The sequence below is a fragment of the Streptomyces sp. NRRL F-5122 genome, from assembly GCF_001507435.1.
GTDB lineage: Bacteria > Actinomycetota > Actinomycetes > Streptomycetales > Streptomycetaceae > Streptomyces > Streptomyces lannensis.
Genome location: NZ_LMWH01000037.1, coordinates 153,369 through 176,483, shown reverse-complemented (window position 1 = coordinate 176,483; position 23,115 = coordinate 153,369). Strand labels below are relative to the sequence as shown.

Here is a 23,115-nt window from a genome sequence, read left to right as displayed (position 1 = left end):
GCCCGTCCCGGGTGGTTCCGTGCGTCTGCCGCACCGCGGGCCGGGCAGCGCGCTCACAGCAGGTGCAGCTCCCGGGCCCGGCGCACGGCCTCGCCCCGCCTGGTCGCGGCGAGTTTGCGGTAGAGGCTCTTCAGATGCGTCTTGACGGTGTTCACCGACAGATACAGGTCGGCGGCGATCTCCTCCGTCGACATCATCTGCGCCAGCCGCTCCAGCACCTCGTGCTCGCGCTCGCTGAGCGGCTCGGTCACCGGTGCCGGTCCGGGGTCGGGCGCGTCCGCCGCCGGGACGTGCCCGACGAGTGAGGCCGACAGCCATTCGTGGCCCTGCGCGAGGTCCGGCCGGCGGCGCGCCAGCCGCCGCAGCCAGGGTCCGGCCTCCAGGAACGGCCGTCGCAGGCGTTCCGGCCTGGCCATGCTCAGAGCGCGTGCGACCAGGCGCTGGGCCTCGCTCCCGTCGCCCGCCGCGTCCGCCGCCTGGGCTCGTGCCAGCAGCGCTCGTACCGTGATGGCCGGCCCCTCCCCGTTCCCCGTGGGAAGTGCCTCGAGCAGATCGTGTGCCGCCGTGCCGTCTCCGGTGGCGAGCCGGGCACGGGCCGCGGCGACCACGCTCTCCGGTCCCTCGGCTCCCTCCTCCTCGAGCACCTCCTGTGCAGCCTGCGGACGGCCCTCGGCGAGGTAGGCACCCGCGATCGTCAGGGCGGTTCGGTCCTTCACCCATGGCGAGGGCTCGAGGAGGTCCGCCGGCCGCCGGTGCTCCTCCAGCAGGCGCAGTGCCGCCTGCGGATGGCCCTTGGCGAGCAGCAGGCGGGACCGCAGCAGCGCCAGCCCCGCGCTGACGAGAGGGTCGCGCGGAAGCGTGGAGGAGGCGGCGTGGTCCAGGTGGGTCCGTGCCGTGTCGAGGTCGTCGCGGTCGATGGCGACGGCGCCCAGCACCAGCTGGGCGATGCCGGTGCATGCCTCGGGCGGCAGCCCCGACCGCTCGGCCTCGGCCACCGCTTCACGGGCGTGCGCCTCCGCGCGGCCCGGCCAGCCGTTCAGGAAGTCGATCAGGGCCAGCCGGCCGAGGCACTCGTGCCGCGGCAACGCGGTCTCCGGTCCCGTGTCCACCTCGGCGGCCGCGGACAGCGAGGCCTGGGCCGCCTCGAACCGTCCCGCCCACAGCTGGGCCGAGCCCAGGTCCGTGAGCATCAGGGCGGGAACCTCCGGGTGCCGGGCCAGGGACTCGGCGGGGACGGCTCGCTCCGCCGTCTCCACGTCGGCGGCGGCGGCCTCGGCACGATCGGCCGAGCCGGTCATCCTGGCGGCGAGGACGCGCAGCAGGGCGCAGCTGAGGCGCAGGGCCGGTGAGCCGGGGTCCCCGTCGGCGGGGAGGTGCTGTTCGGCGCGGTGGAGATGTTCGACACCGCGGTCGATGTCGTGGTGAGCGAGTTCGCGGGCGGCGCGCACCAGGTCCGCCGCCGGGCCCGTGGCGTCGGGGGGCATCCGGGAGAAGAGCGCGTCCAGTTGGTCGGAGTCCAGCCCGGTCAGCAGCCGGCCGATCGACAGCTCGTCGACGAAACGGGTGGCGGCCAGTTCCCAGTCGCCCGCGTCCGCCGCGTGCGGCAGGGCCTCGGTGAGCAGGCCGGCCTCGCTCAGCCAGTGCGCCGCCCTGCGATGGAGTTCGCACTCGAGCCCCGGGTGCCGTACCCGCAGATGCACCCGGAGGATCTCGGCGAACAGGGGGTGGAGCCGGTACCACGCGTGCCCGATGACCTCGACGAAGGCGTTCGCTCGTTGCAGTCCGGCGAGGATCGCCTCCGCGTCGTCCCGCCCGGTGAGCGCGTTGGCGAGGTCCGGGTGGATCTGTTCCAGAACGCTGGTGCGCAGCAGCAGGTCCTGCGTCTCGACGGGCTGGGCGTCCAGCACTTCGGCCAGCAGGAAGTCGGCGAGCGTGCTCCGGCCGGCCTCGAAGTCCTTCAGGAAGGTCTCCGGGTCCTCGGCTCCCTGTGCCGCCAGAGTGCACAGCCGCAGTCCCGCCGCCCAGCCGCCGGTGCGGTCGGTCAGTGCCGTGACGGCGTCGTCCGACAGGTGCATGCCGTGCCGGCGCAGCAACTCGGCCGTCTCCTCCGGGCGGAAGGCCAGATCGGCGGCGCGGATGTCGGTGATCTCGCCTGCTGCGCGGTACCGGTGCAGCGGCAGCAGCGGCTCGGTACGGGTGATGATCAGCAGACGCAGTCCGTCACCGGCGTGCCTGAGCACGAACTGCAGTTCGTCGGCGACCTCCGCCGACTGGCCCACCCGGTCGAACTCGTCGAGGACCAGGAGCAGCGGTCCCTCGTGTCGGCTCAGCTGCGCGGCGAGCCTGGTCAGCAGGGAGTGGTCCACCTCGCCGGGGCGTGCGGGGCTGCCGATGCCGTCCCCGGCCGCGAGCCCGTGCCGTCGCAGGGCCTCCAGCACATAGGTCCAGAAGACGCCGGGACCGTTGTCCTCGGGCGCCACCGTCAGCCAGGCCGTCCGGTCCCGTGCCCCTTCGGCGGCGATCCAGTCGGCGACGAGCAGGGTCTTGCCGGCTCCGGCGGGCCCGATGACCAGGGTCAGCGGGCCCTGGACACCCTGGCTGAGCTGCTCCGTCAGACGGGGCCGGCGCACAAAGGTGTCCGGGGTCAGGGGCACACTGAACCGCGCGGCGAGGACGGGGTCCCCGTTCGGGGCGAAGGGCCCAGGGGAAGGCTCCCGGTGGCCGCCGGACGTCGAAGGAGTCATGGCACCCACCGCAACACCCCAGCTCGTGTAGCCGGACAGTCCCCTTTGAGCTTCGCCCCATGCCCACGAAGCCGCAACGGAAGGGCGCTCCGCCCTCGGCGGCCCCGCCTCGGTGCGCCCGCCCCGCGCCGGCGCCGTCCGGCGCACCCGGGCGGGAGAGGTCATGGCCACGGGCGCAAACGACCGGAGGCCGGGCCGTGCCCCCTCCGAGCTGGGGGTACGGCCCGGCCTTCCGGAGGCCTATTCCGGCGGCGTCGGCGTGTCGTGAGTGCGGTACATGGCCTGGACGTCCAGCTCCAGCTGCACCGTCGGTCCCACCACCGCGATCCCGCGGGCCAACATCGAACGCCAGTTGAGCGTGTAGTCCTCGCGGTGCAGTTCCGCCTTGGCCAGGGCCGCACAGCGCAGTTCCTCGCCGTAGCCGCCGTTCACGGTGCCGAGGTACGTCGTGTCCAGGGACACCGACCGGCTCACTCCGTGCATCGTCAGGGAACCCTGCAGGCCCCACTTGCTGCCGCCCCGGTAGACGAACCGCGTGCTCGCGAAGTCGATGTACGGGAACCGTTCGACGTCCAGGAAGTCGGCCGAGCGCAGATGGCTGTCGCGGGTGTTGTTGCCGGTGGTGATGCTCGACGCGTGGATACGCACGTGGACACGGGACTGCGTCATGTCCTGGGCGACCTGGATGCCGCCGTCGAAGCGTTCGAAGCGGCCGTGGACGTGCGCCATGCCGACGTGCTTGGCGATGAACCGGATCGCCGTGTGCGGGGGGTCGAAGAGCCAGGTGCCGGGCACCGGGAGCTGCTGGCTCTCGGCCGGCTGCAGCCAGATCCGCTCGCCGGCCAGCGTCGTGCCCGCCGCGATCTCCAGCGTCTCGCGGTGGGGCTGCAGCCCTTCTGCGGCGACCAGGAGGCTGTAGCGGCCGGGCGGCAGCGCCGCGAGGAAGAATCCGTACGGGTCGGTCGTCCCGCGGGCGGCGACACGGTGCGTATCGAGCGCGGTGACCGTGACGTCGGCGGCCGCCATCGGCGAGCCCATGGGGTCGACGACCTCACGGGCGACGGCGCCCGCGCCCTGCGGGAGGGGGAGCGAAAGGCCCGCCGCCGCGGCAGAGGCGCCCTTGGGCCGCCGGCGCCGGAGCAGTGCGAGGGCCATGATGTTCACCTTTCTTCGGGGCGCAGCCGCGCGAGCGGCGGACGTGGGCACGCCGAAGCAGCCGCGCCTGCATACGATCCCCCCTTCTCGATCTTGTGGCACACCGCCCTGCGGCGGGTGTCTCATTACGAGACACCCGGCGTCCTATCCCGGCGCCCCGGCGGAGTCCGGCTCCCGCCCCTCGTAGGCGGCCGTCAGCACACCCAGCACCCCGTCCGCCGTCACGGGACGGGGGTTGGCGTACGGCAGACCCGCGACCTGGGCGGCGGCGACCGCCAGATCCTCGCGCTCGAGGCCGAGTTCGGCGAGCGAGCGCGGCGCACCGAGGCGACCCGCCAGTTCCCACAGGGCGCGCGGTACGTCCTGCGCGCCGAGGGCCCCGCTCAGTGCGGCCACCGCCGCGGGCGCCGCGGGCGCGTTGTGGGCGAGGACGTAGGGGAGCACCACCGTGTGCGTCGGCGCGTGCGGCAGTCCGAACGTGCCGCCCAGCACGTGGCACAGCTTGTGGTGCAGCCCCATGGTGGTCGCGCCGAGGCACGCGCCGCACAGCCACGCCCCGTAAAGGGCCCGGCCGCGCGCGTCGAGGTCCCCCGGATCGGCGGCCACCGACGGGAGCGCCCCGGCCATCGCCCGTACGCCCTCCTGCGCCATGAGCGAGATCAACGGGGAGGCGTCCGGTGCGTACAGCGCCTCCACCGCGTGGGCGACGGCGTTGATGCCGCTGGTCACCGTGAGCGGCACCGGGAGGGACAGGGTGAGTTCAGGGTCGTAGACGACGCTGCGGGGCTGGACGACCGGGTCGCGGCCGGTGCGCTTGACGCCGTGGTCGGTCAGGCCCCACACCGGGGTCATCTCCGAACCCGAGTAGGTCGACGGCACGGCGATCAGCGGCAGCCGGGTGCGTAGCGCGATCGCCTTGCCCAGCCCGATCGCCGAACCGCCGCCGACCGCGACGCATCCGTCGGCGCCCGCGGCCCGCGCCACGTCCACGGCCCGGTCGGCGACGTCGGCGGGTACGTGCATACGGGCCTCGGCGTGCACTCCCACACAGGCGTCGCCCAGTGCCTGCGCGACCGTGCGCGCGGTGGGCTCGCCCCTGCCGCCGCAGACGACCAGCAACCGCCGCAGACCGAGACGCCCGGCCTCGTCCGGGGTCGCGGTCACGACGGCACCCGGCCGGAAGACGACCCGCACGGGCCGGGTCTCGTAGGAGAAGTCGGCGGGGACGGTCATGCCGAACGCTCCAGCACGAGATCGAAGCGGGCGTGCCGGAACGGGTTCGGAACGCCGAACTCACAGGCCAGGGACGGATCGTCGGTCGGTGCGAAGTCCTTCACCAGGCTCCGCTTCACCGCGAACACGGCGTCCGAGTCGAGATGGTCGCTGCCGCCCACGAAGATGTGCGTGGTGACGGGCTCGTGGCCGTCGGTCGTCGCGATGAAGTGGATGTGGGCGGGGCGGTAGGGATGCCGGCCGGTGGCGCGCAGGAGTTCACCGACCGGGCCGTCGGTGGGGATCGGATACGGCGCCGGTACGCAGGTGCGGAACCGGAAGCGGCCTTCGGAGTCGGCCGTGAACAGTCCGCGCCCGTTGCCCGCGGGCTGCAGGTCCGGCCGCTGCACGTCGTAGTACCCCTCGGCGTCCGCCTGCCAGACGTCGAGGACCGCGCCGGGCAGCGGCGTTCCGTCCTCGTCCAGGACCCGGCCGCTGACCACGCAGGGCTCGCCGTCGCCCACCAGGTCGATGGAGTCCCCGAGTTCACGTTCCGGGGACGCGCTCATGTGGAAGGGGCCGAGGACGGTGGACTGGGTGACACCCGCCGTGTGGTGGCCGTTGACGGTCTCGACCAGCATGGAGACGCCGAGCACGTCCGACAGCAGGATGAACTCCTGCCGGATGTCCGTACAGGTCTGCCCGGTCTCCGTGAGGAAACCGACGGCCTTCTCCCACTCCTCGCGGGTGAGCCGGGTCTCGCGCACGAAGTCGTGCAAATGGCGGACGAGGCCTTCGATCAGCTCGCGCAGCCGCGGGTCCGCGGTCGCGCGCAGGGCTGCGACGACCTCCTCGGTGACGGTGGTCTCGGTGGCGTCCGCGGTCATCCCGGCTCCTTGTTCCTCTGCGAGTCCCGCTCACTCCATGGTCGCGCGCTCAGACGCGGCCCAGGATCCGCTCCAGCGCGTCCGTGAGCAGTGCGGCCGCGTCCTCGGCGGCCGACGCGTACCGGAAGGCGACGAACCCGTCGGGTCGCACCAGCAGCGCTCCCGCGTCGGACACCTCTCGCAGCCGGGCCCAGTCGCCGTAGGGGTCCTCGTACTCACGGCCGGGCCCGACGACCACGGTGGCGATCTCGACCGCCTGCGCCTCGGCCGCCCGCACCCAGCGCTCGCCGCCGATGCCGGTCAGCAGGGTGAAGCGCCCCTTGCCCACCGTGTCGAGTGTGGACAGGGTGCGGGTGCCCGAGGTGATCCAGGCGTGCGGAAGCCGGGCGCCCGGACGCGAGGAGGGCTGGTGGTGCAGTTCGGGGTCGCGCGTGAAGCCGGGGTCGGGGGTGCCGTCCGGCACGATCCCGTCCGAGACGTACCGCTGGTTGAGGTCGACGCCGTGGGCGTTGAACTCGTAGACCTTGAAGGCGATCGCCTCGCGCAGTGCGGTCCGCTGGGTCTCGGCGGCGTCCGTCGCGTCCTTGCGTGCCGCGATGTTGGCCCACAGCTGCTCGGGGGTCTGCGGGGAGAGCCCGTCGAGGGCCTCGAATATGGGGGCTGTCTCGCGGATCGACTGGTTGGCGCGGGTGACGATCTGCCGGCCGACCGGCGCGCGCTCGGCGGTGTAGGTCTCCAGCAGCTTCGGATCCGCGACGCCGTCGAGCACCAGCTTCAGCTTCCAGGCCAGGTTGTACGAGTCCTGGATCGAGGTGTTGGAGCCGAGGCCGTTGGACGGCGGATGCCGGTGCACGGCGTCACCGGCGCAGAAGACCCGGCCGGTGGAGTAGGTCTCCGCGTACATCTCGTTGACCGTCCAGGCCGAGGACGACCTGACGGTCACCGGGATCTCGTCGTCACCGATCAGCTGCCGGACGATCGACTCGGCGTACTCGGTGGTCAGATCGGGGGCGCCGGCCTCGACGTCGTACCCCCAGACGATGAGCCACTGGTTCCACGGCCGCACACAGCGCACCAGCCCCGCGCCGATACCGCCGACGGTCGCGCCGGGCGCGAGGACCCAGTAGAGGGTGGACGGGCGGTGCGCCGTGTACCTGCTCAGATCCGCGTCGAAGACGATGTTGATGCTGCCGGCGACCCCCATTTGACCGCCCATGGGCAGCCCCGCGTCCTCGGCGACCTTCGAACGGCCTCCGTCCGCCCCGATCAGGTACCGGGCGCGGATCTCGTAGGTGTCCCCGCGCAGCCGGTCCCGGACGGTGGCGGTCACCCCGTCGGCGTCCTGGGTGTGGGAGAGGTACTCGGTCTGGAAGCGCAGGCGGGTGCCGCGGGCGACGGCCGCGTTCACGAGGACCGGCTCCATCAGGTGCTGCGGCATGTCGCACATGCGGGTGGGACTGGCGAGTTCGTGTCCCGCCTGGACGAGCGGGTCGTTGCCCCAGGAGCGCACCCGGCCCAGTTCCTCACCGGCCAGGCTGGTGCAGAAGGTCGTGTCGCCCATCAGGTGCTGCGGGGTGGCATGCGCGATGACGTCCTGTTCGACGCCGAGGTCGCGCAGCACCTCCATGGTGCGCTGGTTGGTGATGTGCGCGCGGGGCGTGTCCGCCAGGCTCGCGTAGCGGGTCACGACGATGTTGGGCACACCGTAGGTGCTGAGGGCGAGCGCGGCCGAGGCACCGGCCGGGCCGCTGCCGACGATGAGGACGTCGGTCTCGACGACGGTGGACACGGGACGCTCCTGACGGTGGGAACGGACACCAGGCATTCAAGATCATGGAGCGGCCCACGGGGTCGTGGGTGTCTCAATACGAGACAGCTCCGCACGGCCGGCGACGGCGGCCACGGGACCCGCGATTGTTGTCCCTTCAACTGAGGGCGATACGGTGGGAGTGTCGTGACCACCACTGAGCACTCCCCCGCCGGCACCTCCCTCACTCCGCTGCGCCGGGCCCGCGAACGGTTCCTGTCCGGGCGCCCACTGCCCGAGGACGTACCGGAGGAAGTTGTCGCCTCATGGCGGCGCGCGCGGTTCTTCGGAGTGCCGCACGACCTCCAGAAGGGCACCGCCGGCCCCTCGCGGGCGACCGGGGCGGCCCTGCTCGGCACCGCCCGCCCCGCGCTGGAGCGGATCGCGCCCGCCCTCGGCACCGGTCGCTGCGTCCTCCTCCTCACCGACGAGCGGCCCCGGGTGCTGTGGAGCGCGGGCAGCGCAGCGGGACCCGAGCAGTGGGCCGACCTGTCGGAACGGACGGTGGGTCCCAACAGCGCGGCCCTCGCGCTGCGCAGCCGGCGCCGGGCAGAAGTACACGGTCCCGAGCACTTCCTCGACCGCTGGCAGGACGTGTCGGCCGTCAGCGTTCCGGTGACGGCGCCGGAGACGGGGCAGGCGCTCGGCACGGTGACCGTCGTGTCCCCGTTGTGGTCCGGAGCGGGACCGCATCCGGGCGCGGCGCTCGCCGAGGCCGCCGCGGCGGCGGTGGAGGCCGAACTCCTCGCCCGGGCGCGGCGGACCGAACGGGTGCTGCTCGACGCCTATCTGCGGGCCGCGCAGGGTCAGGGAGTTGCGGTGGCCGTGCTGGACGGACGCAACCGCCTGGTCAGCGCGGCGGCCGAGCGGATGCTGTCGCCGCAGGCCCTGGATGCTCTGGAGCGTACGGCGATCGCCGTACGACGGAAGGGCGTTCCCGTCGACCCGGACCTGCCCGCGGGGGCGGGGTGCACCGCCCGGATCACCCCGGTACGCCATGAGGGAGCGGCCGTCGGCGTCGTGGCGGTACTGGAGCCACTGGGCGGCGCCGTGGCGTCCCCGCCGCGGCGGTCCGTCGCGCTGATCGGCTCCTCGGTCCCGTGGCGGCATGCCACCCGGCAAGCCGTCGCCCTGGCCCGCGTTCCCGAGCCGCTGCTGGTGACCGGTGAGCGTGGGACGGGCAAGACGGCGCTGGCCCGGGAACTGCTCGGTGAGCGGTCCGCCCGGGTGGCCGATGCCGCGCAGGACAGCGAACTCGGGCCCGCCCTGGCCGAATTGGCGGCCGGCCGCCCTCTCCTGCTCCGCCACGCCGAGCGGCTGGCCCAGTCCGGCGTCGCCGCCCTCAACTCCCTGCTCGACAGGCACCCCGACGCGCGGCTGCTCGTGACCTACACCCCCGGAGCGCCGGCCGGCCCCTGTCTCCAGCGGCTCCTCGACACGCTCGCCGCCCGGTCGGTCACCCTCCCCGCGCTGAGGGAACGCCCCGAGGACATACGGGACCTGCTGCCCGTCCTGGCCCCGCGGCCGGCCCCGGGGCAGCCTCCGCTGACCTGGACGCTGGACGCCCTGCGGGCGCTGGAGCGGTATCCCTGGCCCGGCAACGTCACGGAACTCGCCCATGTCGTACGGGCCTTGGCCGAGGACCGACGGGCGTCGGGACCGGTCCACCGGGCCGAGCTGCCCGACCCCGTGCGCGAGGGCCCCGCAGCCCGGCCCCTCAGCCCGATGGAGCACGCCGAACGCACCACGATCCTTGAGGCGTTGCGCCGCCACGGCGGCAACAAGGCACGGACGGCGGCGGCGTTGGGGATCGGCCGGGCGACGCTCTATCGGAAGCTGCGGGGTTACCGAGGCTGAGCGAGGACCGTGGACGTCCCGCGGGTGCAACGTCGTTGCAACGTGTTCCGCGCTGGAATGGGGCGCGTGACGACGGACATGACTCCGCGCGTGGAGCTCACCCCCGCGGCCGCCGAGCTGGTGCGGCAGCTGCGGGAGGTCCACGGACCGCTGATGTTCCACCAGTCCGGCGGCTGCTGCGACGGCAGCGCCCCCATGTGTTATCCCCGCGGCGAGTTCCGCACCGGTGGAGCGGACGTGCTGCTCGCGGAGCTGGACGTCGACGGTGTCGGCGAACCGGTGGGCTTCTGGATGTCCCGCAGCCAGTACGAGGTCTGGAGCCACACCCGGCTGATCGTCGACGTCGTCTCGGGCCGCGGCAGCGGCTTCTCCCTGGAAGCACCCGAAGGAGTGCGTTTTCTCATCCGTTCCCGCGTCGTCGACGCCTGAACATCGCGCGGGACCCCCCGGTCTGGTGCACTTCCCCTGAATCCCGAGAGGTGACGAGACATCAGGGGGAGTTGTGACGCGTCGCGTCGGACGGTTCAGAACAGCACTGACGGTACTCGTGGCATGGACCGCGCTGACCGGCGCGGCTCTTGTCGCGGCCGGTCCGGCCGGTGCCGCGGCCCAGGTCCGGACGGTCGCACCGGGGGTCCGGTACAGCCAGTTCGACATCTCCGCCTCGCACGGGGTGACCCACGCACACCTCGTCACCGTCGACCTGGGCAACCCCCATGTGCGCGTGGGCCTGTTGCACCCCGGCGTCGTCGCGGCGCGGGACGTCGTGTCCCACCTCGCCGACGCCCAGCGGGCCGTGGCGGGGATCAACGGCGACTTCTTCAACATCTCCGAGACCCAGCACCCGGGGGTCGAGGCCACGGGCTCGGCCGTGGGCCCCGCCGTCGCGGACGGACGTGCGCTGAAGGCCGCCGTGCCGCGCGGTCAGCGCTTCGGTCCGGGCCTGCCTGCCGGTACGACGACAGAGGACGTGCTGGGGGTGGGCACCGACCGCAGGGCCCGCCTGGACCGGCTGTCCCTCACCGGTTCCGTGACCACCCCCGAAGAGCGGCTGCCCCTGCGCGGGCTCAACCAGTACGCGCTGCCCCAGGGTTCGATCGGGGCGTACACCTCGGACTGGGGCAGCGCGTCCCGGGTGCGGGCCACCTGCGGCACCGACACGAACCGCGGCGCACCGTGCAGCGACGACACCTACGAGGTGACGATCAGGAACGGACGGGTCGTCGCCGCGGCCGACGCGCCCGGCAGAGGTTCCATTCCACGCGGGACCACGGTGCTGGTCGGCCGTGAGGCGGGGGCCCAGCACCTGCGCAAGCTGTTCGAGGGTGAGCCGGTCCAGGTGCAGCACCGCCTGGTGGCCGCTTCGTCCGGCGTCCCCTTTCGCTTCGCGATCGGCGGGTTCCCCGTGCTGCGGCACGGCACACCGCTGCCCGGACTCGACGACGAGACGTCCGCGGTGCGTACCGCGGTGGGCATCGCGGACGGCGGCCGCCAACTGCTGCTGCTCGCCACGGACGGCGGGGCCGCCTACCGCAGCGGCCTCACCGTCGCCGAAATCGCCGCGGTCCTGCGGGCATCGGGCGCGACGGACGGCTTCAACCTGGATGGTGGAGGCTCCACGACGCTGGTCGCCCGGACACCGGGCGCGCGCACGGTGACGGTGCGCAACCACCCGAGCGGGGGCGTCGAGCGGCCGGTCGCTGACGGGGTCGGGGTCTTCTCCGGCTCGTGAGCGTCAGGGGCGCAGGCTGCCGACGATCTGCGCCGTCGCCGCCAGCCCCTGGTGGATGGTCGGAGCCATGCTCGAGCTCGCCAGGAAGAAGCCCAGTAGCAGACAGACGATGGCGTGTGTGATCTTCAGCGCGCCGTTGCGCATGTAGATCACCATGATGATCAGGAGCAACAGCACCACAGAGATGGAAATAGCCACCCTCAGCCTCCTCCGCCACGTCACTACGCGGCTTTCGGCCGCAAGTGTGGCGTAGCGGAGGGTCCCTTCGGGCGGCTGACGTGTCCCCCGATCGTGTGGTTCTACGGCCGTCGGTGAGAGTCGAGGAACGACTCGAGGCCGGCGAGGTCGTCCGTGTTGAAGTAGTCGGCCCCGGCGTCGAAGAGCACGCTCCACAGCGCGTCCCGGGCCGGTCCCGCGGCGTCGGGTGTCGCCCAGAAGCGCACCTTCTGTCCGCGGCCGTGCGCCCCGGCGAGGATGTCGCGCAGCTTCTGCCGCTCGTCGGCGGGGAACGGACCGTCGCCCGTCCAGCTGAAGTTGAGCGTCCAGTTGTCACTGATCAGCGGAATGAAGGAGGCGGGCGCGGAGGTGCCGAGGTCGCTGAGACGTCCGTCGTAGAAGGCGCGCCGTACGGTCTGCGCCTCCATCGGGGCGCGGGCCGCCCGGTCACCGGAGACGACCGCGGTGACCGGGCCCGGGTGCACACGACCGTGCGCACAGGTCGTGAACAGGTTCCGATAGCGCCTGAGGTGACGGTCGAGTTCGAGATACGTCGAGGCACCCTCCGTCTTGATGTCTATCAGGAGCTGCAGCGGTGTCCGCCATCCCCGGTGGACGGAGCCGTGGTTGGACTTCACCAGGGCGGCCAGCGGGTCGAGGTAGAGCGACTCCAGGGTCCGCTTCGGGTCGAGGTCGACGGGGTCGTGGGCGACCAGAAGCTGGTCGCCGACCAGGTAGATGTCGGCCTCGACGCTGCCGAAGCGGTGGTCGAGGGCGTCGAAGAGGGGACGCGGGTGGTCGTAGTCGTTGTGCGCGTGGGCCCGCCACAGCGGACGGGGGCCGTGCTTGCCCGCCTCCGCCGACGCATGCGCGGCGGGCAGGACGAGCGAGCCCGCGAGGGCGGCGCCGAGGGTGGTGAGGGCTCTGCGACGGGTGGTGAGGGCCATGCTCTGCCTCCCTTGTAGGGCCTTACCGGACCTCAGGGAGTATGCGGCCCTTCCGCGGTCACCTGCCGCCGCCCCGGCAGGAGTTGGCCGGACCGCCGCCGCTCGTTCACTTCGTCCGGGCGAAGGTCCGGGAGCAGGCCCGCGTCCCCCGGGGCGCGCGGGCCTGCGCCGTAAAGGGCCTACAACGGCGGCCGCAGGTCGGCCAGTCGGGCCAGTGCCTCGCGATGGGCACCGGCCGTTCCGTACGCGATCGAATCCGCCTTGGCGCGCTTGAGGTGGAGATGCACCGGGTGCTCCCAGGTCATCCCGATCCCGCCGTGCAACTGGAGGGCCTCCTCGGCCGCGTGGACCGCGACGGGTGCCGCGTAGGCCGCGGCGACTGCGACGGCGACGTCCGTGTCCTCACCGCTCCCGGCGAGCGCGTCGGCGGCGTTCCTGGCGGTGGCCCGCAGGCTCACGATCTCAAGCCACAGCTGGGCGAGGCGGTGCTTGAGCGCCTGGAACCCGCCCACGACCCGGTTGAACTGCTTGCGCTCCTTGAGATGGCGCAGGGTCTCGCTCAGGCACCAGTCGGCGACGCCGAGTTGCTCGGAGGCGAGCAGTCCGGCGCCGGCCCGCAGCGCTCGTCGTACGGCCGTCGGCGCGTCGTTGGTGAGCCTGTGCGCGCGCGCCCCGTCGAACGTGAGGGTCGCGACCGGCCGGGTGAGGTCGAGGGAGACCTGCGGGGTGACGGTCACGGCGTTCGCGGCCACCGCGTACAGGCCCCCGTCGTCGGCCGGTACCAGCAGCACATCCGCGACGGCCGCGTCCGCGACCGCGGTGACCTGCCCGGACAGGGCACCGCCCTCCTGCCGTACGACACCGAGGTCGCCCTCCGGCCGTGCGGCGAGCCCGACGGCGAGCGCGGCCACGGTCCGCCCGGACGCCAGCTCCGTCAGCAGCTTCTCGGCCTCCGCCCCCTCACAGGCGAGCAGGGCCTCGGTGGCCACCACCGCGCTCGTCAGGTAGGGCACCGGAGCCACCGCGCGCCCCAGTTCCTCCAGCACGACGGCGGCTTCCCGGTGCGTGGCCCCCTGGCCGCCCAGGGACTCCGGCACGAGGAGCCCGGCTAGGCCCATGCTCTCCGTGAGCAGCTTCCACAGCGAGCGGTCGTGCGGAGTGTCCGACTCGATGCGCGCGAGCACCGCCGCCGCGTCGCAGTGGTCGGCCAGCAGGTCGCGGACGGCCGAACGCAGCGCCTCTTCCTCGTCCGAGTACAGCAGATCGGTCATCGGGCGAGGTCCTTCCAGGCGACGTCCTTGTCGGTGCGCGGCTCGGGGGGCAGTCCGAGCACACGCTCGGCGACGATGTTCAGCAGGACCTCGCTGGTCCCGCCCTCGATGCTGTTGCCCTTGGAGCGGAGGTAGCGGTACCCGGCCTCACGGCCGGTGAAGTCCACGAGTTCGGGCCGGCGCATGGTCCAGTCGTCGTACAAAAGACCCTCCTCGCCGAGGAGTTCCACTTCCAGACCGCTGATCTCCTGGTTGAGACGGGCGAAGGCGAGCTTCATCCCGGAGCCCTCGGGGCCGGGCTGGCCCGCGACGAGCTGCTGCCGCAGCCGCTCTCCGGTGAGCCGGGCGACCTCGGCCTCCACCCAGAGCCGCAGCAACCGCTGGTGCAGGTCGTGGGTGCGCAGTTCGGGGCGCTCGCGCCAGGTCTTCGCGACCGGGCCGATCATGCCTCCCTCGCGCGGAATGCGCATGCCGCCGATGGACACGCGCTCGTTCATCAGCGTGGTCTGTGCGACACGCCAGCCGTCTCCGACGTCCCCGAGGCGCCGGGAGTCGGGGATGCGGACGTCGGTGAGGAAGACCTCGTTGAACTCGGCCTCGCCGGTGATCTGCCGCAACGGCCGGACCTCGACACCGGGGTCGGTCATGTCGCAGATGAAGTAGGTGATGCCCTGGTGCTTGGGCACGTCCGGGTCGGTGCGGGCGATGAGGATGGCCCAGCGGGCGAGATGGGCGCTGGAGGTCCACACCTTCTGCCCGTTGACCCGCCACCCCTCGCCGTCCCGGACGGCCCGGGTGCCGAGCGCCGCGAGGTCGGATCCGGCGCCGGGTTCGCTGAACAGCTGGCACCACACCTCCTCGCCCGTCCACAGCGGCCTGAGGTACTGCCGCTTCTGCTCCTCGGTGCCGTAGCGGAGGATCGTCGGCGCGGCCATGCCCAGACCGATACCGATGCGACGGGGGTCGTTGTCGGGCGCGCCCGCGGCCTCCAGACCGGAGTCCACCACGGCCTGGAGCGAGCGCGGCGCGCCGAGGCCGCCGAGCCCTTCCGGGTAGTGCACCCAGGCGAGCCCCGCGTCGAAGCGGGCCCTGAGGAAGTCCAGGCGGCCCGTGTGGGCGGGCGGGTGCGACGCCAGCAACTCCCGGGTACGGTCCCGCAGTTCGGCTGCGTCGTTCATGCGGAGGCTCCGTTCCCCGGTACGACCGCGACCCGGCCGGTGGTCACGCCGTCGGCGACGCGCTGGACGGCGGCCGCCGCCCCCCTCAACGGCACCCGCTCGCTGACGAGGGGCTTGATGGCACCACGAGCGGCCAGTGCGGTGAGCTGCTCGTGGCAGTGCTGCACCAGCTTGGGGTTCTTGGTGTTGTACAGGCCCCAGTGCAGCCCGAGGATCGAGTAGTTCTTGACCAGGGCGTGGTTGAGCGCCGGGCTGGGGATGGACCCGCCGGCGAAACCCACGACGACGATCCGCCCCTCGAAGGCGACGACCTTGGTGGACTGCGTGTACGCGTCGCCCCCCACCGGGTCGTAGACGACGTCCACGCCCCGCCCCCCGGTGGCCTCCTTGACGGCCGCGACGACGTCCTGCGCGTGCCGGTCGATGACCACGTCGCAGCCCAGTTCCCGGGCGACGGCGGCCTTCCCGGCTCCGCCGACGACACCGATGACGGTGGCACCGGCCGCCTTCCCGAGCTGTACGGCCGCGCTGCCGACCCCTCCCGCCGCAGCGTGCACGAGCAGCGCCTCGCCGGCTTCCAGACCGGCGCGCCGGTGCAGGCCGAACCAGCCCGTCTGATAGCCGATGTGCAGGGCCGCGGCCTCGGCGTCGTCGAGCGCGTCGGGTGCGGGCAGCACGGCCGCGGCGTCGGCGACGGCGTACTCGGCGAAACCGCCGAACGGCAGTACGGGGTTGGCGATCACCCGCCGGCCGTCCTCGGTCTCGCCGCAGATCTCCACGCCGGGAGTGAACGGCAGCGGCGGCCTGACCTGGTACTGGCCCCGGCACAGCAGCGCGTCCGGGAAGTTGATGTTCGCGGCGCGCACCGTGAGCAGGATCTGGCCGTCGCCAGGCGTGGGCCGGTCCACCTCCTGGAGCCGCATCACCTCGCTCGGCTCGCCGTTCTCGTGCACCTGCCATGCCTGCATGCGGGGCCTCCAGCTTGTCTTGTCCGCCTCCGGAGGGCCTCGGCCGGTGAAGGGACCGATCGGGGCCGATCGCATACTAAGCGGTCGCTTGCCGATCGGGGAACCATCGGGTGCGTCACGGACGGCGGGCGCCGGACGTCAAGGGCGGCGGGGCCGTGCCCGTACGTGCATCCGCTCCCCCTGCGGACCGAACAGGCTCAGGAACTCCACCGGACCCTCCCCCGTCGAGCCGAACCAGTGCGGGACCCGCGTGTCGAACTCGGCCGCCTCCCCTGCGGTGAGCACGACGTCGTGCTCCCCCAGGACCAGCCGCAGCCGCCCCGACAGCACGTAGAGCCACTCGTAGCCCTCGTGCGTCCGCGGATCCGGTTCGGGACGCCGCCTGGGCTCGAGCACCTTGAAGGCCTGCAGGCCGCCGGGCTGGCGGGTGAGGGGCCAGTGGGTGCGGCCGTGGCGCACGATCGGCTCGGACCGCACCCTCGGGTCCCCCACCGGCGGGGCGCCGACCAGCTCGTCCAACGGCACCTGGTGGGCCTGCGCGATCGGCAGCAGCAGTTCGAGGCTGGGTTTGCGCAGCCCCGACTCCAGCCGCGAGAGAGTGCTCACGGAGATGCCGGTCGCCTCGGACAGCCCCGCGAGCGTCACCTCCCGCTCCTTCCGGATCCGCCGCAGCCGGGGACCCACCTCCGCGAGAACCTCGTCCGTACTCATGACAGACATTGCAGTTCCGGCAAACTTGTTTGTCAATCCTGCGCCGTCCGGGCGACCGTCTCGGCGGAGGTGGTCACCATGACCGAGAAGTACGAAGTGATCGTCGTCGGCGGCGGTACGGCCGGACTTTCCGCGGCCCTGGTCCTGGGGCGGGCGCGGCGCCGCACGCTCGTCGTCGACGCGTGCGAGCCGCGCAACGCGCCCGCGGCGCATATGCACGGATATCTCTCGCGCGACGGCATGCCGCCCGCCGAGTTCCTCGCCGTGGGCCGCGAGGAGATCGCCCGCTACGGCGTGGAGCTCCGGCGCGGCCGGGTGGTGGACGCCGTCCGGGACGCGCACGGGGAGTTCGAGGTGACGCTCGCCGAAGGCGCGGCCCTGCATGCCCGGCGGCTGGTGGTGGCGACCGGCCTCAAGGACGAGCTGCCCACGGTTCCCGGCGTCGCCGAGCGCTTCGGGCACGATGTGCTGCACTGCCCGTACTGCCACGGCTGGGAGGTGCGCGACCGTGCCTTCGGGGTGCTCGCCTCGACACCGATGAGCGTTCACCAGGCCCTGATGGTCTCCCAGTGGTCGAAGGACGTGACCCTGTTCCTGCACACCGTCGCCGAGGACGAGCTCGCCACCGAGGACCTGCGCCGGCTTGCGGCGGCCGGGGTCGCGGTGGTTCCGGGCGAGGTTGCGGAGCTGGTGGTGGACGACGACCGGCTGACCGGCGTCCGGCTCGCGGACGGCACGGCCCACGACCGCTCGGTGCTGTTCGTGGCGCCCCGCCCCGTCCCGCAGATCGGCCTGTTCGAGCGCCTCGGTGCCGAGCTGAACGAGACCCCGTTCGGCAGCTACCCGGTGGTCGACGAGCGGGGGCAGACCACCGTGCCCGGCCTGTGGGCGGCGGGCAACGCCGGCGGTTTCGCGGAGCAGGTCGTGAACGCGGCCAGCCGCGGCTACCGGGCCGGTGCCGCCATCAACGGCGAGCTGCTGATGACCGACCTGGACGCGATCGCGCGGGTGTAGACCCGGCGCCCGCGGTGCACCATGACTGCATGCTGCTGAGCCGGCTCGCACAGGTGTCCAGGGAGGTCGCCGCCGCATCGGCGCGATCACGGAAGATCGCGCTGCTCGGCGAGCTGTTCCGGGCCGCCGACGCGGACGACGTGCCGATCGTCATTCCGTATCTGGCCGGGCGTCTGCCGCAGGGCCGGCTCGGCATCGGGTGGAAACTGCTCGCTCAGCCCGTTCCGCCCGCCGCCGGGCCGACGCTCACCGTGCGTGACGTCGACGAACGGCTGACCGGGATCGGGGCGGCGACCGGCGCAGGGTCGCAGGCCGCGCGCAGGCGGCTGGTGGGTGAGCTGCTGGCGGCGGCCACCGAGGACGAGCAGCGGTTCCTCGTCGGACTGCTCACCGGCGAGGTGCGCCAGGGCGCCCTGGACGCCCTCGCCGCCGAGGGCCTGGCCGAGGCGACCGGGGCCGTCCCGGCGGACGTGCGCAGGGCGGTCATGCTGGCCGGATCGCTGCAGACGGTGGCGCAGGCCCTGCTCGCCGACGGCCCGGCGGCTCTCGACCGGTTCCGGCTCACGGTGGGCCGCCCGGTGCTGCCGATGCTCGCACGGACGGCGTCGTCGGTCGCGGAAGCGGTCGCGAAGCTGGGCGCCTGCGCGGTCGAGGAGAAACTCGACGGCATCCGCGTCCAGGTCCACCGCGACGGCGACGAGGTACGCGTCCACACCCGCACGCTCGACGACATCACCGACCGGCTCCCCGAGGTGACCTCGGCCGCCCTGGAGCTGGCGGGCGAACGGTTCGTCCTCGACGGCGAGGTCATCGCCCTGGACGAGAAGGGGCGCCCGCGCTCGTTCCAGCAGACCGCCGGACGCGTGGGGTCGCGGGTGGACGTGGCGGCGGCCGCGGCCGCCGTGCCCGTCTCCCCTGTGTTCTTCGACGTCCTGTCCGTGGACGACCGGGATCTGCTGGACCTGCCCTTCACCCGACGCCACGCCGAGCTGGCCCGGCTCGTCCCGGAGCCGATGCGGGTGCGGCGCACGCTGGTGGACGGGCCGGAGGACGTCGCCGCCGCGGAGGACTTCCTCGCCCGGACGCTGGGCCGGGGCCACGAGGGAGTGGTGGTCAAGGCACTCGATGCGCCCTACAGCGCGGGCCGACGCGGCGCCTCCTGGCTGAAGGTCAAACCCGTCCACACCCTCGACCTGGTGGTACTGGCCGCCGAGTGGGGCCACGGCCGCCGTACCGGAAAGCTCTCCAACCTCCACCTCGGTGCACGCAACCCGGACGGCTCCTTCGCCATGCTGGGCAAGACGTTCAAGGGCATGACGGACAAGATGCTCGCCTGGCAGACCGGGCGGCTGCGGGAACTGGCCGTGGACGACAACGGCTGGGTGGTGACCGTACGCCCCGAACTGGTCGTCGAGATCGCCTACGACGGACTGCAGCGCTCGACGCGCTATCCCGCAGGCGTGACCCTGCGGTTCGCCCGGGTGGTGCGCTATCGCGAGGACAAGCGGCCCGAGGAGGCCGACACGGTCGAGACCGTGCTGGCCGCCCACCCGGAGGCGGCCCCGTGAGCGCCCGGGCGGGACACAGCGCCGGCCTCCTGCTCTTCCGGCGCACCGAGCACGGCCCGGAGGTACTGCTCGGCCATATGGGCGGCCCGTTCTTCGCCCGCCGTGACGCGGGGGCGTGGACCCTGCCCAAGGGCGAGTACGAGCCCGGCGAACCCTCGTGGGACGCCGCCCGTCGCGAGTTCCAGGAGGAACTGGGACTGCCGCCGCCCGACGGGCAGGCCCTTCCGCTCGGTGAGGTGCGGCAGGCGGGCGGCAAGACCGTCACGGCATGGGCTCTCGAGGCGGACCTCGACCCGGCGACGGTCGTGCCGGGCACCTTCACCATGGAGTGGCCGCCGAGGTCGGGGCAGCTCAAGGAGTTCCCCGAACTGGACCGCGTGGAGTGGTTCGGCCTCGACCGGGCCCGGGATCTGATCGTGAAGGCCCAGGCGGCGTTTCTCGACCGGCTCGTGGAGCACTCGGGCTGAGTGCACAGTACGCGTTGCGGTGGCCGCCGTCGCGCGGGAAGGTCGGAACAAAGCCTGTTCTCAGGAGGTCAGCCATGCCCATCGCCACCGTGAACCCGGCGACCGGCGAGACGCTCAAGACGTACGACGCCCTCGGCGAGGAGGAGATCGAGCGACGGCTCGCCACCGCCGATGCCGCATACCGCAGTCACCGTACGACGACGTTCGCCGAACGCGCGCTGCGCATGAACAGGGCGGCCGACCTGCTCGACGAGGACCAGCAGGACATCGCGCGGGTGATGACCACCGAGATGGGCAAGCCGATCAAGCAGGCCCGTGCCGAGGCCGCCAAGTGCGCCAAGGCGATGCGCTGGTACGCCGAGCACGCGGAGGGACTGCTCGCCGACGAGGAACCGGCGGAGCGGGACGTGAAGGACTCGGGTGCCTCCTGGGCGCTCGTGCGCTACCGGCCGCTGGGCCCGGTGCTCGCCGTGATGCCGTGGAACTTCCCCATGTGGCAGGTGATCCGGTTCGCGGCGCCCGCACTGATGGCGGGCAACGTCGGGCTGCTCAAGCACGCCTCGAACGTCCCGCAGACCGCGCTCTACCTCGAGGACCTGCTGCGCCGGGCGGGCTTCGCCGAAGGCTGTTTCCAGACCCTGCTCATCGGCTCAGGCGCCGTCGAACGGGTGCTGCGCGACCCGCGGGTCAAGGCCGCGACCCTCACCGGCAGCGAGCCGGCGGGCCGCTCCGTCGCCGCGATCGCCGGGGACGAGGTCAAGAAGACGGTCCTTGAGCTGGGCGGCAGCGACCCGTTCATCGTCATGCCCTCGGCGGAGCTCGACCGCGCCGCCGAGGTCGCGGTGACGGCACGGGTGCAGAACAACGGGCAGTCGTGCATCGCGGCCAAACGGTTCATCGTGCACACGGACGTGTTCGACGCATTCGCCGAGCGGTTCGCGGCCGGCATGGCGGCGCTGAAGGTCGGCGACCCGATGGAGGAGGAGACGGACGTCGGGCCGCTGTCCACCGAGCAGGGCCGCGCGGACCTGGAGGAACTCGTCGAGGACGCGGTCGGGGCGGGCGCGCAGGTGTTGTGCGGCGGTGAGCGCCCGGACCGGCCGGGCTGGTTCTACCCGCCGACGGTCCTCGCCGGCATCACCCCCCGGATGCGCATCCACCAGGAGGAGGCGTTCGGCCCGGTCGCCACGCTGTACCGGGTCGCGGACCTCGACGAGGCCGTGGCGGTGGCGAACGACACGCCGTTCGGACTGAGTTCCAACGTCTGGACGCACAACGGCGTCGAACTCGACCGTTTTGTACAGGATCTCGAGGCGGGCGGCGTGTACGTCAACGGGATGACGGCATCCCATCCCGCCTTCCCGTTCGGCGGGGTCAAGCGCTCCGGGTACGGCAGGGAGCTGTCCGAGCACGGAATCCGCGAGTTCTGCAACATCACCACGGTATGGCACGGAGCGTGAGGGTTCCGCGGTTACGATCCCCTCTGTGAACCGCGAAGTGACCCTCCCTCTGATCGTCGACGACCACGGCACGTTGCAGGTGGCCGCCGCCGACGTCAGCAAGCTGCTGCGTACGCTCGGCGGCCGGTGGGTGCGCCTGGTCGAGGCCGGCGAGGAGGGGCTGGACGAGGACACGGTGGCGACGCTGACCATCGAACTCGCGAAGTTGGCGGACCGGATCGACGTGGCTTGCATCGCGCACAGTTCACGCCGCTAGGAACACAGGAGAGCGGCGGCCGTGGCGCCGCTTGCCCGCACGGTCCCGCACTTCGTCCGGAGACCAGCCCTCACCTGCCATCATCACACAAAGTGATTATTCGTTCACTCTGCGTTTGTCGCTGAAGTGGAGTAGGCCGACGAGATATCCCCGGGCCACCGGGTGATCGTGGGTGGGCACCCGCAGACGGGTGAACACCCCTTCCGCCGGGGGAGCCAAGTCCCCCGCCAAGGCGAAAGAAGGCGCGCTCCATGGCGACTCTGTGCAGACCTGCGGTCTCCGTTCCGGAATATGTGATCACGATGGAGGAGACGCTCGAACTCGCGCGTACCCGCCACCCCGACCACCCCCAACTCCCGCTGGCACTGCGACTGATCGAGAACACCGGGGTCCGCACCCGGCACATCGTGCAGCCCATCGAGGAGACGCTGAAGCACCCCGGGTTCGAGGAGCGCAACAACCTTTACGAGGCCGAGGCGAAAGCACGTGTGCCCGCGGTCGTCCAGCAGGCCCTGGACGACGCCGAACTGCTCACCCGGGACATCGACGTGATCATCTACGTGTCGTGCACCGGCTTCATGATGCCCTCGCTGACCGCGTGGTTGATCAACTCGATGGACTTCGAGACCGACACCCGGCAGATACCCATAGCCCAGTTGGGCTGTGCCGCCGGCGGCGCGGCCATCAACCGGGCGCACGACTTCTGCACGGCGTACCCCGACGCCAACGCGCTGATCGTGGCCTGCGAGTTCTGCTCGCTGTGCTACCAGCCCACCGACCTGGGCGTCGGCTCACTGCTGTCCAACGGCCTGTTCGGTGACGGCATCGCGGCGGCGGTCGTACGCGGCAAGGGCGGCACCGGCATCAAACTGGAGCGCAACGGCTCGTACCTGATCCCCAAGACGGAGGAGTGGATCGCGTACGACGTCCGGGCCACCGGATTCCACTTCCTGCTGGACAAACGGGTTCCCACCACGATGGAACCGCTCGCCCCGGCCCTTAAGGAACTGGCGCGACAGCACGGCTGGGACGCCTCCGACCTGGACTTCTACATCGTCCATGCGGGCGGCCCGCGCATCCTGGACGACCTGTGCAGGTTTCTGCAGGTGCCGCCCCATGCCTTCCGGTTCAGCAGGGCCACGCTCACCGAGTACGGCAACATCGCGAGCGCGGTCGTCCTGGACGCCCTGCGCCGGCTGTTCGAGGCGGGCGGCGCCGAGCACTCGGCCCGCGGTCTGCTGGCCGGCTTCGGACCGGGCATCACCGCGGAGATGGCGTTGGGCCGCTGGCACATCTCGGCCAACGGGTCCAACGGATCCAAGTGAGACGACCACCGACACGGACAGTGAGGCGGCGCGAGATGACCGAAGGGACGATCAACGGCACCCTGCCGCCGGTCCGCTCCTGGCCCGCCGCCGAACTGACCGGTGTGGACTTCGACCCGGCGCCGGCCGAGCTGATGCACAAGGGCCCGGTCGCCCCGTTCGAACTGTCCCAGGATGAGGGCTGGAACTGGCTCATGACGGGCTACGACGACGTACGTACGGTCGCGAACGACCCCCGCTTCAGCCGCGAGCCGGTGGCGGCCCGGCAATCCACCGGGTTCCCCCGCCCACTTCGCGCCGCGGCCCGGCGCCGTCGTGTGGTGAGCCGCTCATGACAACG

At 72.3% G+C, this 23,115-nt stretch carries 20 protein-coding genes and 1 pseudogene; 10 read left to right on the top strand and 11 right to left on the bottom strand.

What is annotated here, in order from left to right; genetic code table 11:
• Window positions 1-53 precede the first annotated feature (53 nt).
• The 5 genes from ADL25_RS06960 to ADL25_RS06940 form a co-directional block, all read right to left on the bottom strand.
• Window positions 54-2,744 carry a LuxR C-terminal-related transcriptional regulator gene (locus tag ADL25_RS06960; protein ID WP_059126754.1) on the bottom strand — a complete coding sequence of 897 codons (2,691 nt, stop codon included), beginning with the start codon at window positions 2,742-2,744 and terminating at the stop codon, window positions 54-56.
• 240 nt (window positions 2,745-2,984) lie between these two features.
• Window positions 2,985-3,899, bottom strand: a complete 915-nt coding sequence (locus tag ADL25_RS06955; protein WP_059126753.1) for a YceI family protein — start codon at window positions 3,897-3,899, stop codon at window positions 2,985-2,987.
• A gap of 144 nt (window positions 3,900-4,043) precedes the next feature.
• On the bottom strand, window positions 4,044-5,132 hold the full coding sequence (locus tag ADL25_RS06950; RefSeq protein WP_059126752.1) for a maleylacetate reductase: 1,089 nt from the start codon (window positions 5,130-5,132) through the stop codon (window positions 4,044-4,046).
• The gene (locus tag ADL25_RS06945; RefSeq protein ID WP_059126751.1) at window positions 5,129-5,998 is read right to left on the bottom strand and encodes a dioxygenase; all 870 of its coding nucleotides are present in this window, start codon (window positions 5,996-5,998) and stop codon (window positions 5,129-5,131) included. Before ADL25_RS06945 ends, ADL25_RS06950 begins: the two co-directional genes overlap by 4 nt.
• A gap of 49 nt (window positions 5,999-6,047) precedes the next feature.
• Complete coding sequence (locus ADL25_RS06940; protein ID WP_059126750.1) at window positions 6,048-7,823, bottom strand: FAD-dependent oxidoreductase; 1,776 nt, start codon at window positions 7,821-7,823, stop codon at window positions 6,048-6,050.
• Window positions 7,824-7,952: 129 nt separating this feature from the next.
• Here ADL25_RS06940 and ADL25_RS06935 point away from each other — a divergent pair, with 129 nt between their 5' ends.
• The 3 genes from ADL25_RS06935 (at window position 7,953) to ADL25_RS06925 (ending at window position 11,394) form a co-directional block, all read left to right on the top strand.
• Window positions 7,953-9,662, top strand: a complete 1,710-nt coding sequence (locus tag ADL25_RS06935; protein WP_059126749.1) for a sigma-54-dependent Fis family transcriptional regulator — start codon at window positions 7,953-7,955, stop codon at window positions 9,660-9,662.
• Between the two features lie 57 nt (window positions 9,663-9,719).
• The gene (locus ADL25_RS06930) at window positions 9,720-10,091 is read left to right on the top strand and encodes a DUF779 domain-containing protein (protein ID WP_059126748.1); all 372 of its coding nucleotides are present in this window, start codon (window positions 9,720-9,722) and stop codon (window positions 10,089-10,091) included.
• 73 nt (window positions 10,092-10,164) lie between these two features.
• Entirely contained in the window at window positions 10,165-11,394 is a 1,230-nt protein-coding gene (locus tag ADL25_RS06925; protein WP_079050218.1) for a phosphodiester glycosidase family protein, read from the top strand.
• A 3-nt stretch (window positions 11,395-11,397) separates the two neighbouring features.
• Here ADL25_RS06925 and ADL25_RS06920 read toward each other — a convergent pair whose 3' ends face one another.
• The 6 genes from ADL25_RS06920 to ADL25_RS06895 form a co-directional block, all read right to left on the bottom strand.
• Entirely contained in the window at window positions 11,398-11,592 is a 195-nt protein-coding gene (locus ADL25_RS06920; RefSeq protein ID WP_059126747.1) for a hypothetical protein, read from the bottom strand.
• Window positions 11,593-11,693: 101 nt separating this feature from the next.
• The gene (locus tag ADL25_RS06915) at window positions 11,694-12,557 is read right to left on the bottom strand and encodes a phosphatidylinositol-specific phospholipase C/glycerophosphodiester phosphodiesterase family protein (RefSeq protein ID WP_059126746.1); all 864 of its coding nucleotides are present in this window, start codon (window positions 12,555-12,557) and stop codon (window positions 11,694-11,696) included.
• A 179-nt stretch (window positions 12,558-12,736) separates the two neighbouring features.
• The gene (locus ADL25_RS06910; protein WP_059126745.1) at window positions 12,737-13,828 is read right to left on the bottom strand and encodes an acyl-CoA dehydrogenase family protein; all 1,092 of its coding nucleotides are present in this window, start codon (window positions 13,826-13,828) and stop codon (window positions 12,737-12,739) included.
• Complete coding sequence (locus ADL25_RS06905) at window positions 13,825-15,006, bottom strand: acyl-CoA dehydrogenase family protein (RefSeq protein WP_059126744.1); 1,182 nt, start codon at window positions 15,004-15,006, stop codon at window positions 13,825-13,827. The genes ADL25_RS06910 and ADL25_RS06905 overlap by 4 nt, the downstream gene beginning before the upstream one ends.
• Window positions 15,003-15,974 carry an NADPH:quinone oxidoreductase family protein gene (locus ADL25_RS06900; protein ID WP_059126743.1) on the bottom strand — a complete coding sequence of 324 codons (972 nt, stop codon included), beginning with the start codon at window positions 15,972-15,974 and terminating at the stop codon, window positions 15,003-15,005. Before ADL25_RS06900 ends, ADL25_RS06905 begins: the two co-directional genes overlap by 4 nt.
• Window positions 15,975-16,112: 138 nt before the next feature.
• Entirely contained in the window at window positions 16,113-16,685 is a 573-nt protein-coding gene (locus tag ADL25_RS06895) for a helix-turn-helix domain-containing protein (protein WP_059126742.1), read from the bottom strand.
• Between the two features lie 78 nt (window positions 16,686-16,763).
• Here ADL25_RS06895 and ADL25_RS06890 point away from each other — a divergent pair, with 78 nt between their 5' ends.
• The 7 genes and pseudogenes from ADL25_RS06890 (at window position 16,764) to ADL25_RS06860 (ending at window position 23,110) form a co-directional block, all read left to right on the top strand.
• A complete protein-coding gene (locus ADL25_RS06890) occupies window positions 16,764-17,699 on the top strand; it encodes an NAD(P)/FAD-dependent oxidoreductase (protein ID WP_059126741.1) in 936 nt (311 codons plus the stop codon).
• A gap of 29 nt (window positions 17,700-17,728) precedes the next feature.
• Entirely contained in the window at window positions 17,729-19,267 is a 1,539-nt protein-coding gene (locus tag ADL25_RS06885; protein ID WP_059126740.1) for an ATP-dependent DNA ligase, read from the top strand.
• Window positions 19,264-19,734 (top strand): NUDIX domain-containing protein, encoded by a 471-nt coding sequence (locus tag ADL25_RS06880; RefSeq protein ID WP_059126739.1) that lies wholly within the window; start codon window positions 19,264-19,266, stop codon window positions 19,732-19,734. The genes ADL25_RS06885 and ADL25_RS06880 overlap by 4 nt, the downstream gene beginning before the upstream one ends.
• A 74-nt stretch (window positions 19,735-19,808) precedes the next feature.
• On the top strand, window positions 19,809-21,194 hold the full coding sequence (locus ADL25_RS06875) for an NADP-dependent succinic semialdehyde dehydrogenase (RefSeq protein WP_059126738.1): 1,386 nt from the start codon (window positions 19,809-19,811) through the stop codon (window positions 21,192-21,194).
• A 25-nt stretch (window positions 21,195-21,219) separates the two neighbouring features.
• Window positions 21,220-21,450, top strand: coding sequence for a DUF6213 family protein (locus tag ADL25_RS06870; protein WP_059126737.1), 231 nt, complete (start codon window positions 21,220-21,222; stop codon window positions 21,448-21,450).
• A 245-nt stretch (window positions 21,451-21,695) separates the two neighbouring features.
• A pseudogene (locus ADL25_RS06865) lies at window positions 21,696-22,775 on the top strand (type III polyketide synthase); the annotation flags it as partial.
• A gap of 35 nt (window positions 22,776-22,810) precedes the next feature.
• Window positions 22,811-23,110 carry a hypothetical protein gene (locus tag ADL25_RS06860; protein WP_059126735.1) on the top strand — a complete coding sequence of 100 codons (300 nt, stop codon included), beginning with the start codon at window positions 22,811-22,813 and terminating at the stop codon, window positions 23,108-23,110.
• The last annotated feature ends 5 nt before the right edge of the window (window positions 23,111-23,115 follow it).

What these genes read in the sequence shown, in the direction of transcription:
- ADL25_RS06960 (WP_059126754.1), bottom strand. Translation starts at nt 2,744, where the DNA reads ATGACTCCTTCGACGTCCGGCGGCCACCGGGAGCCTTCCCCTGGGCCC.
- ADL25_RS06955 (WP_059126753.1), bottom strand. Translation starts at nt 3,899, where the DNA reads ATGGCCCTCGCACTGCTCCGGCGCCGGCGGCCCAAGGGCGCCTCTGCC.
- ADL25_RS06950 (WP_059126752.1), bottom strand. Translation starts at nt 5,132, where the DNA reads ATGACCGTCCCCGCCGACTTCTCCTACGAGACCCGGCCCGTGCGGGTC.
- ADL25_RS06945 (WP_059126751.1), bottom strand. Translation starts at nt 5,998, where the DNA reads ATGACCGCGGACGCCACCGAGACCACCGTCACCGAGGAGGTCGTCGCA.
- ADL25_RS06940 (WP_059126750.1), bottom strand. Translation starts at nt 7,823, where the DNA reads ATGCCTGGTGTCCGTTCCCACCGTCAGGAGCGTCCCGTGTCCACCGTC.
- ADL25_RS06930 (WP_059126748.1), top strand. Translation starts at nt 9,720, where the DNA reads ATGGGGCGCGTGACGACGGACATGACTCCGCGCGTGGAGCTCACCCCC.
- ADL25_RS06915 (WP_059126746.1), bottom strand. Translation starts at nt 12,557, where the DNA reads ATGGCCCTCACCACCCGTCGCAGAGCCCTCACCACCCTCGGCGCCGCC.
- ADL25_RS06910 (WP_059126745.1), bottom strand. Translation starts at nt 13,828, where the DNA reads ATGACCGATCTGCTGTACTCGGACGAGGAAGAGGCGCTGCGTTCGGCC.
- ADL25_RS06905 (WP_059126744.1), bottom strand. Translation starts at nt 15,006, where the DNA reads ATGAACGACGCAGCCGAACTGCGGGACCGTACCCGGGAGTTGCTGGCG.
- ADL25_RS06900 (WP_059126743.1), bottom strand. Translation starts at nt 15,974, where the DNA reads ATGCAGGCATGGCAGGTGCACGAGAACGGCGAGCCGAGCGAGGTGATG.
- ADL25_RS06895 (WP_059126742.1), bottom strand. Translation starts at nt 16,685, where the DNA reads ATGAGTACGGACGAGGTTCTCGCGGAGGTGGGTCCCCGGCTGCGGCGG.
- ADL25_RS06890 (WP_059126741.1), top strand. Translation starts at nt 16,764, where the DNA reads ATGACCGAGAAGTACGAAGTGATCGTCGTCGGCGGCGGTACGGCCGGA.
- ADL25_RS06885 (WP_059126740.1), top strand. Translation starts at nt 17,729, where the DNA reads ATGCTGCTGAGCCGGCTCGCACAGGTGTCCAGGGAGGTCGCCGCCGCA.
- ADL25_RS06875 (WP_059126738.1), top strand. Translation starts at nt 19,809, where the DNA reads ATGCCCATCGCCACCGTGAACCCGGCGACCGGCGAGACGCTCAAGACG.
- ADL25_RS06860 (WP_059126735.1), top strand. Translation starts at nt 22,811, where the DNA reads ATGACCGAAGGGACGATCAACGGCACCCTGCCGCCGGTCCGCTCCTGG.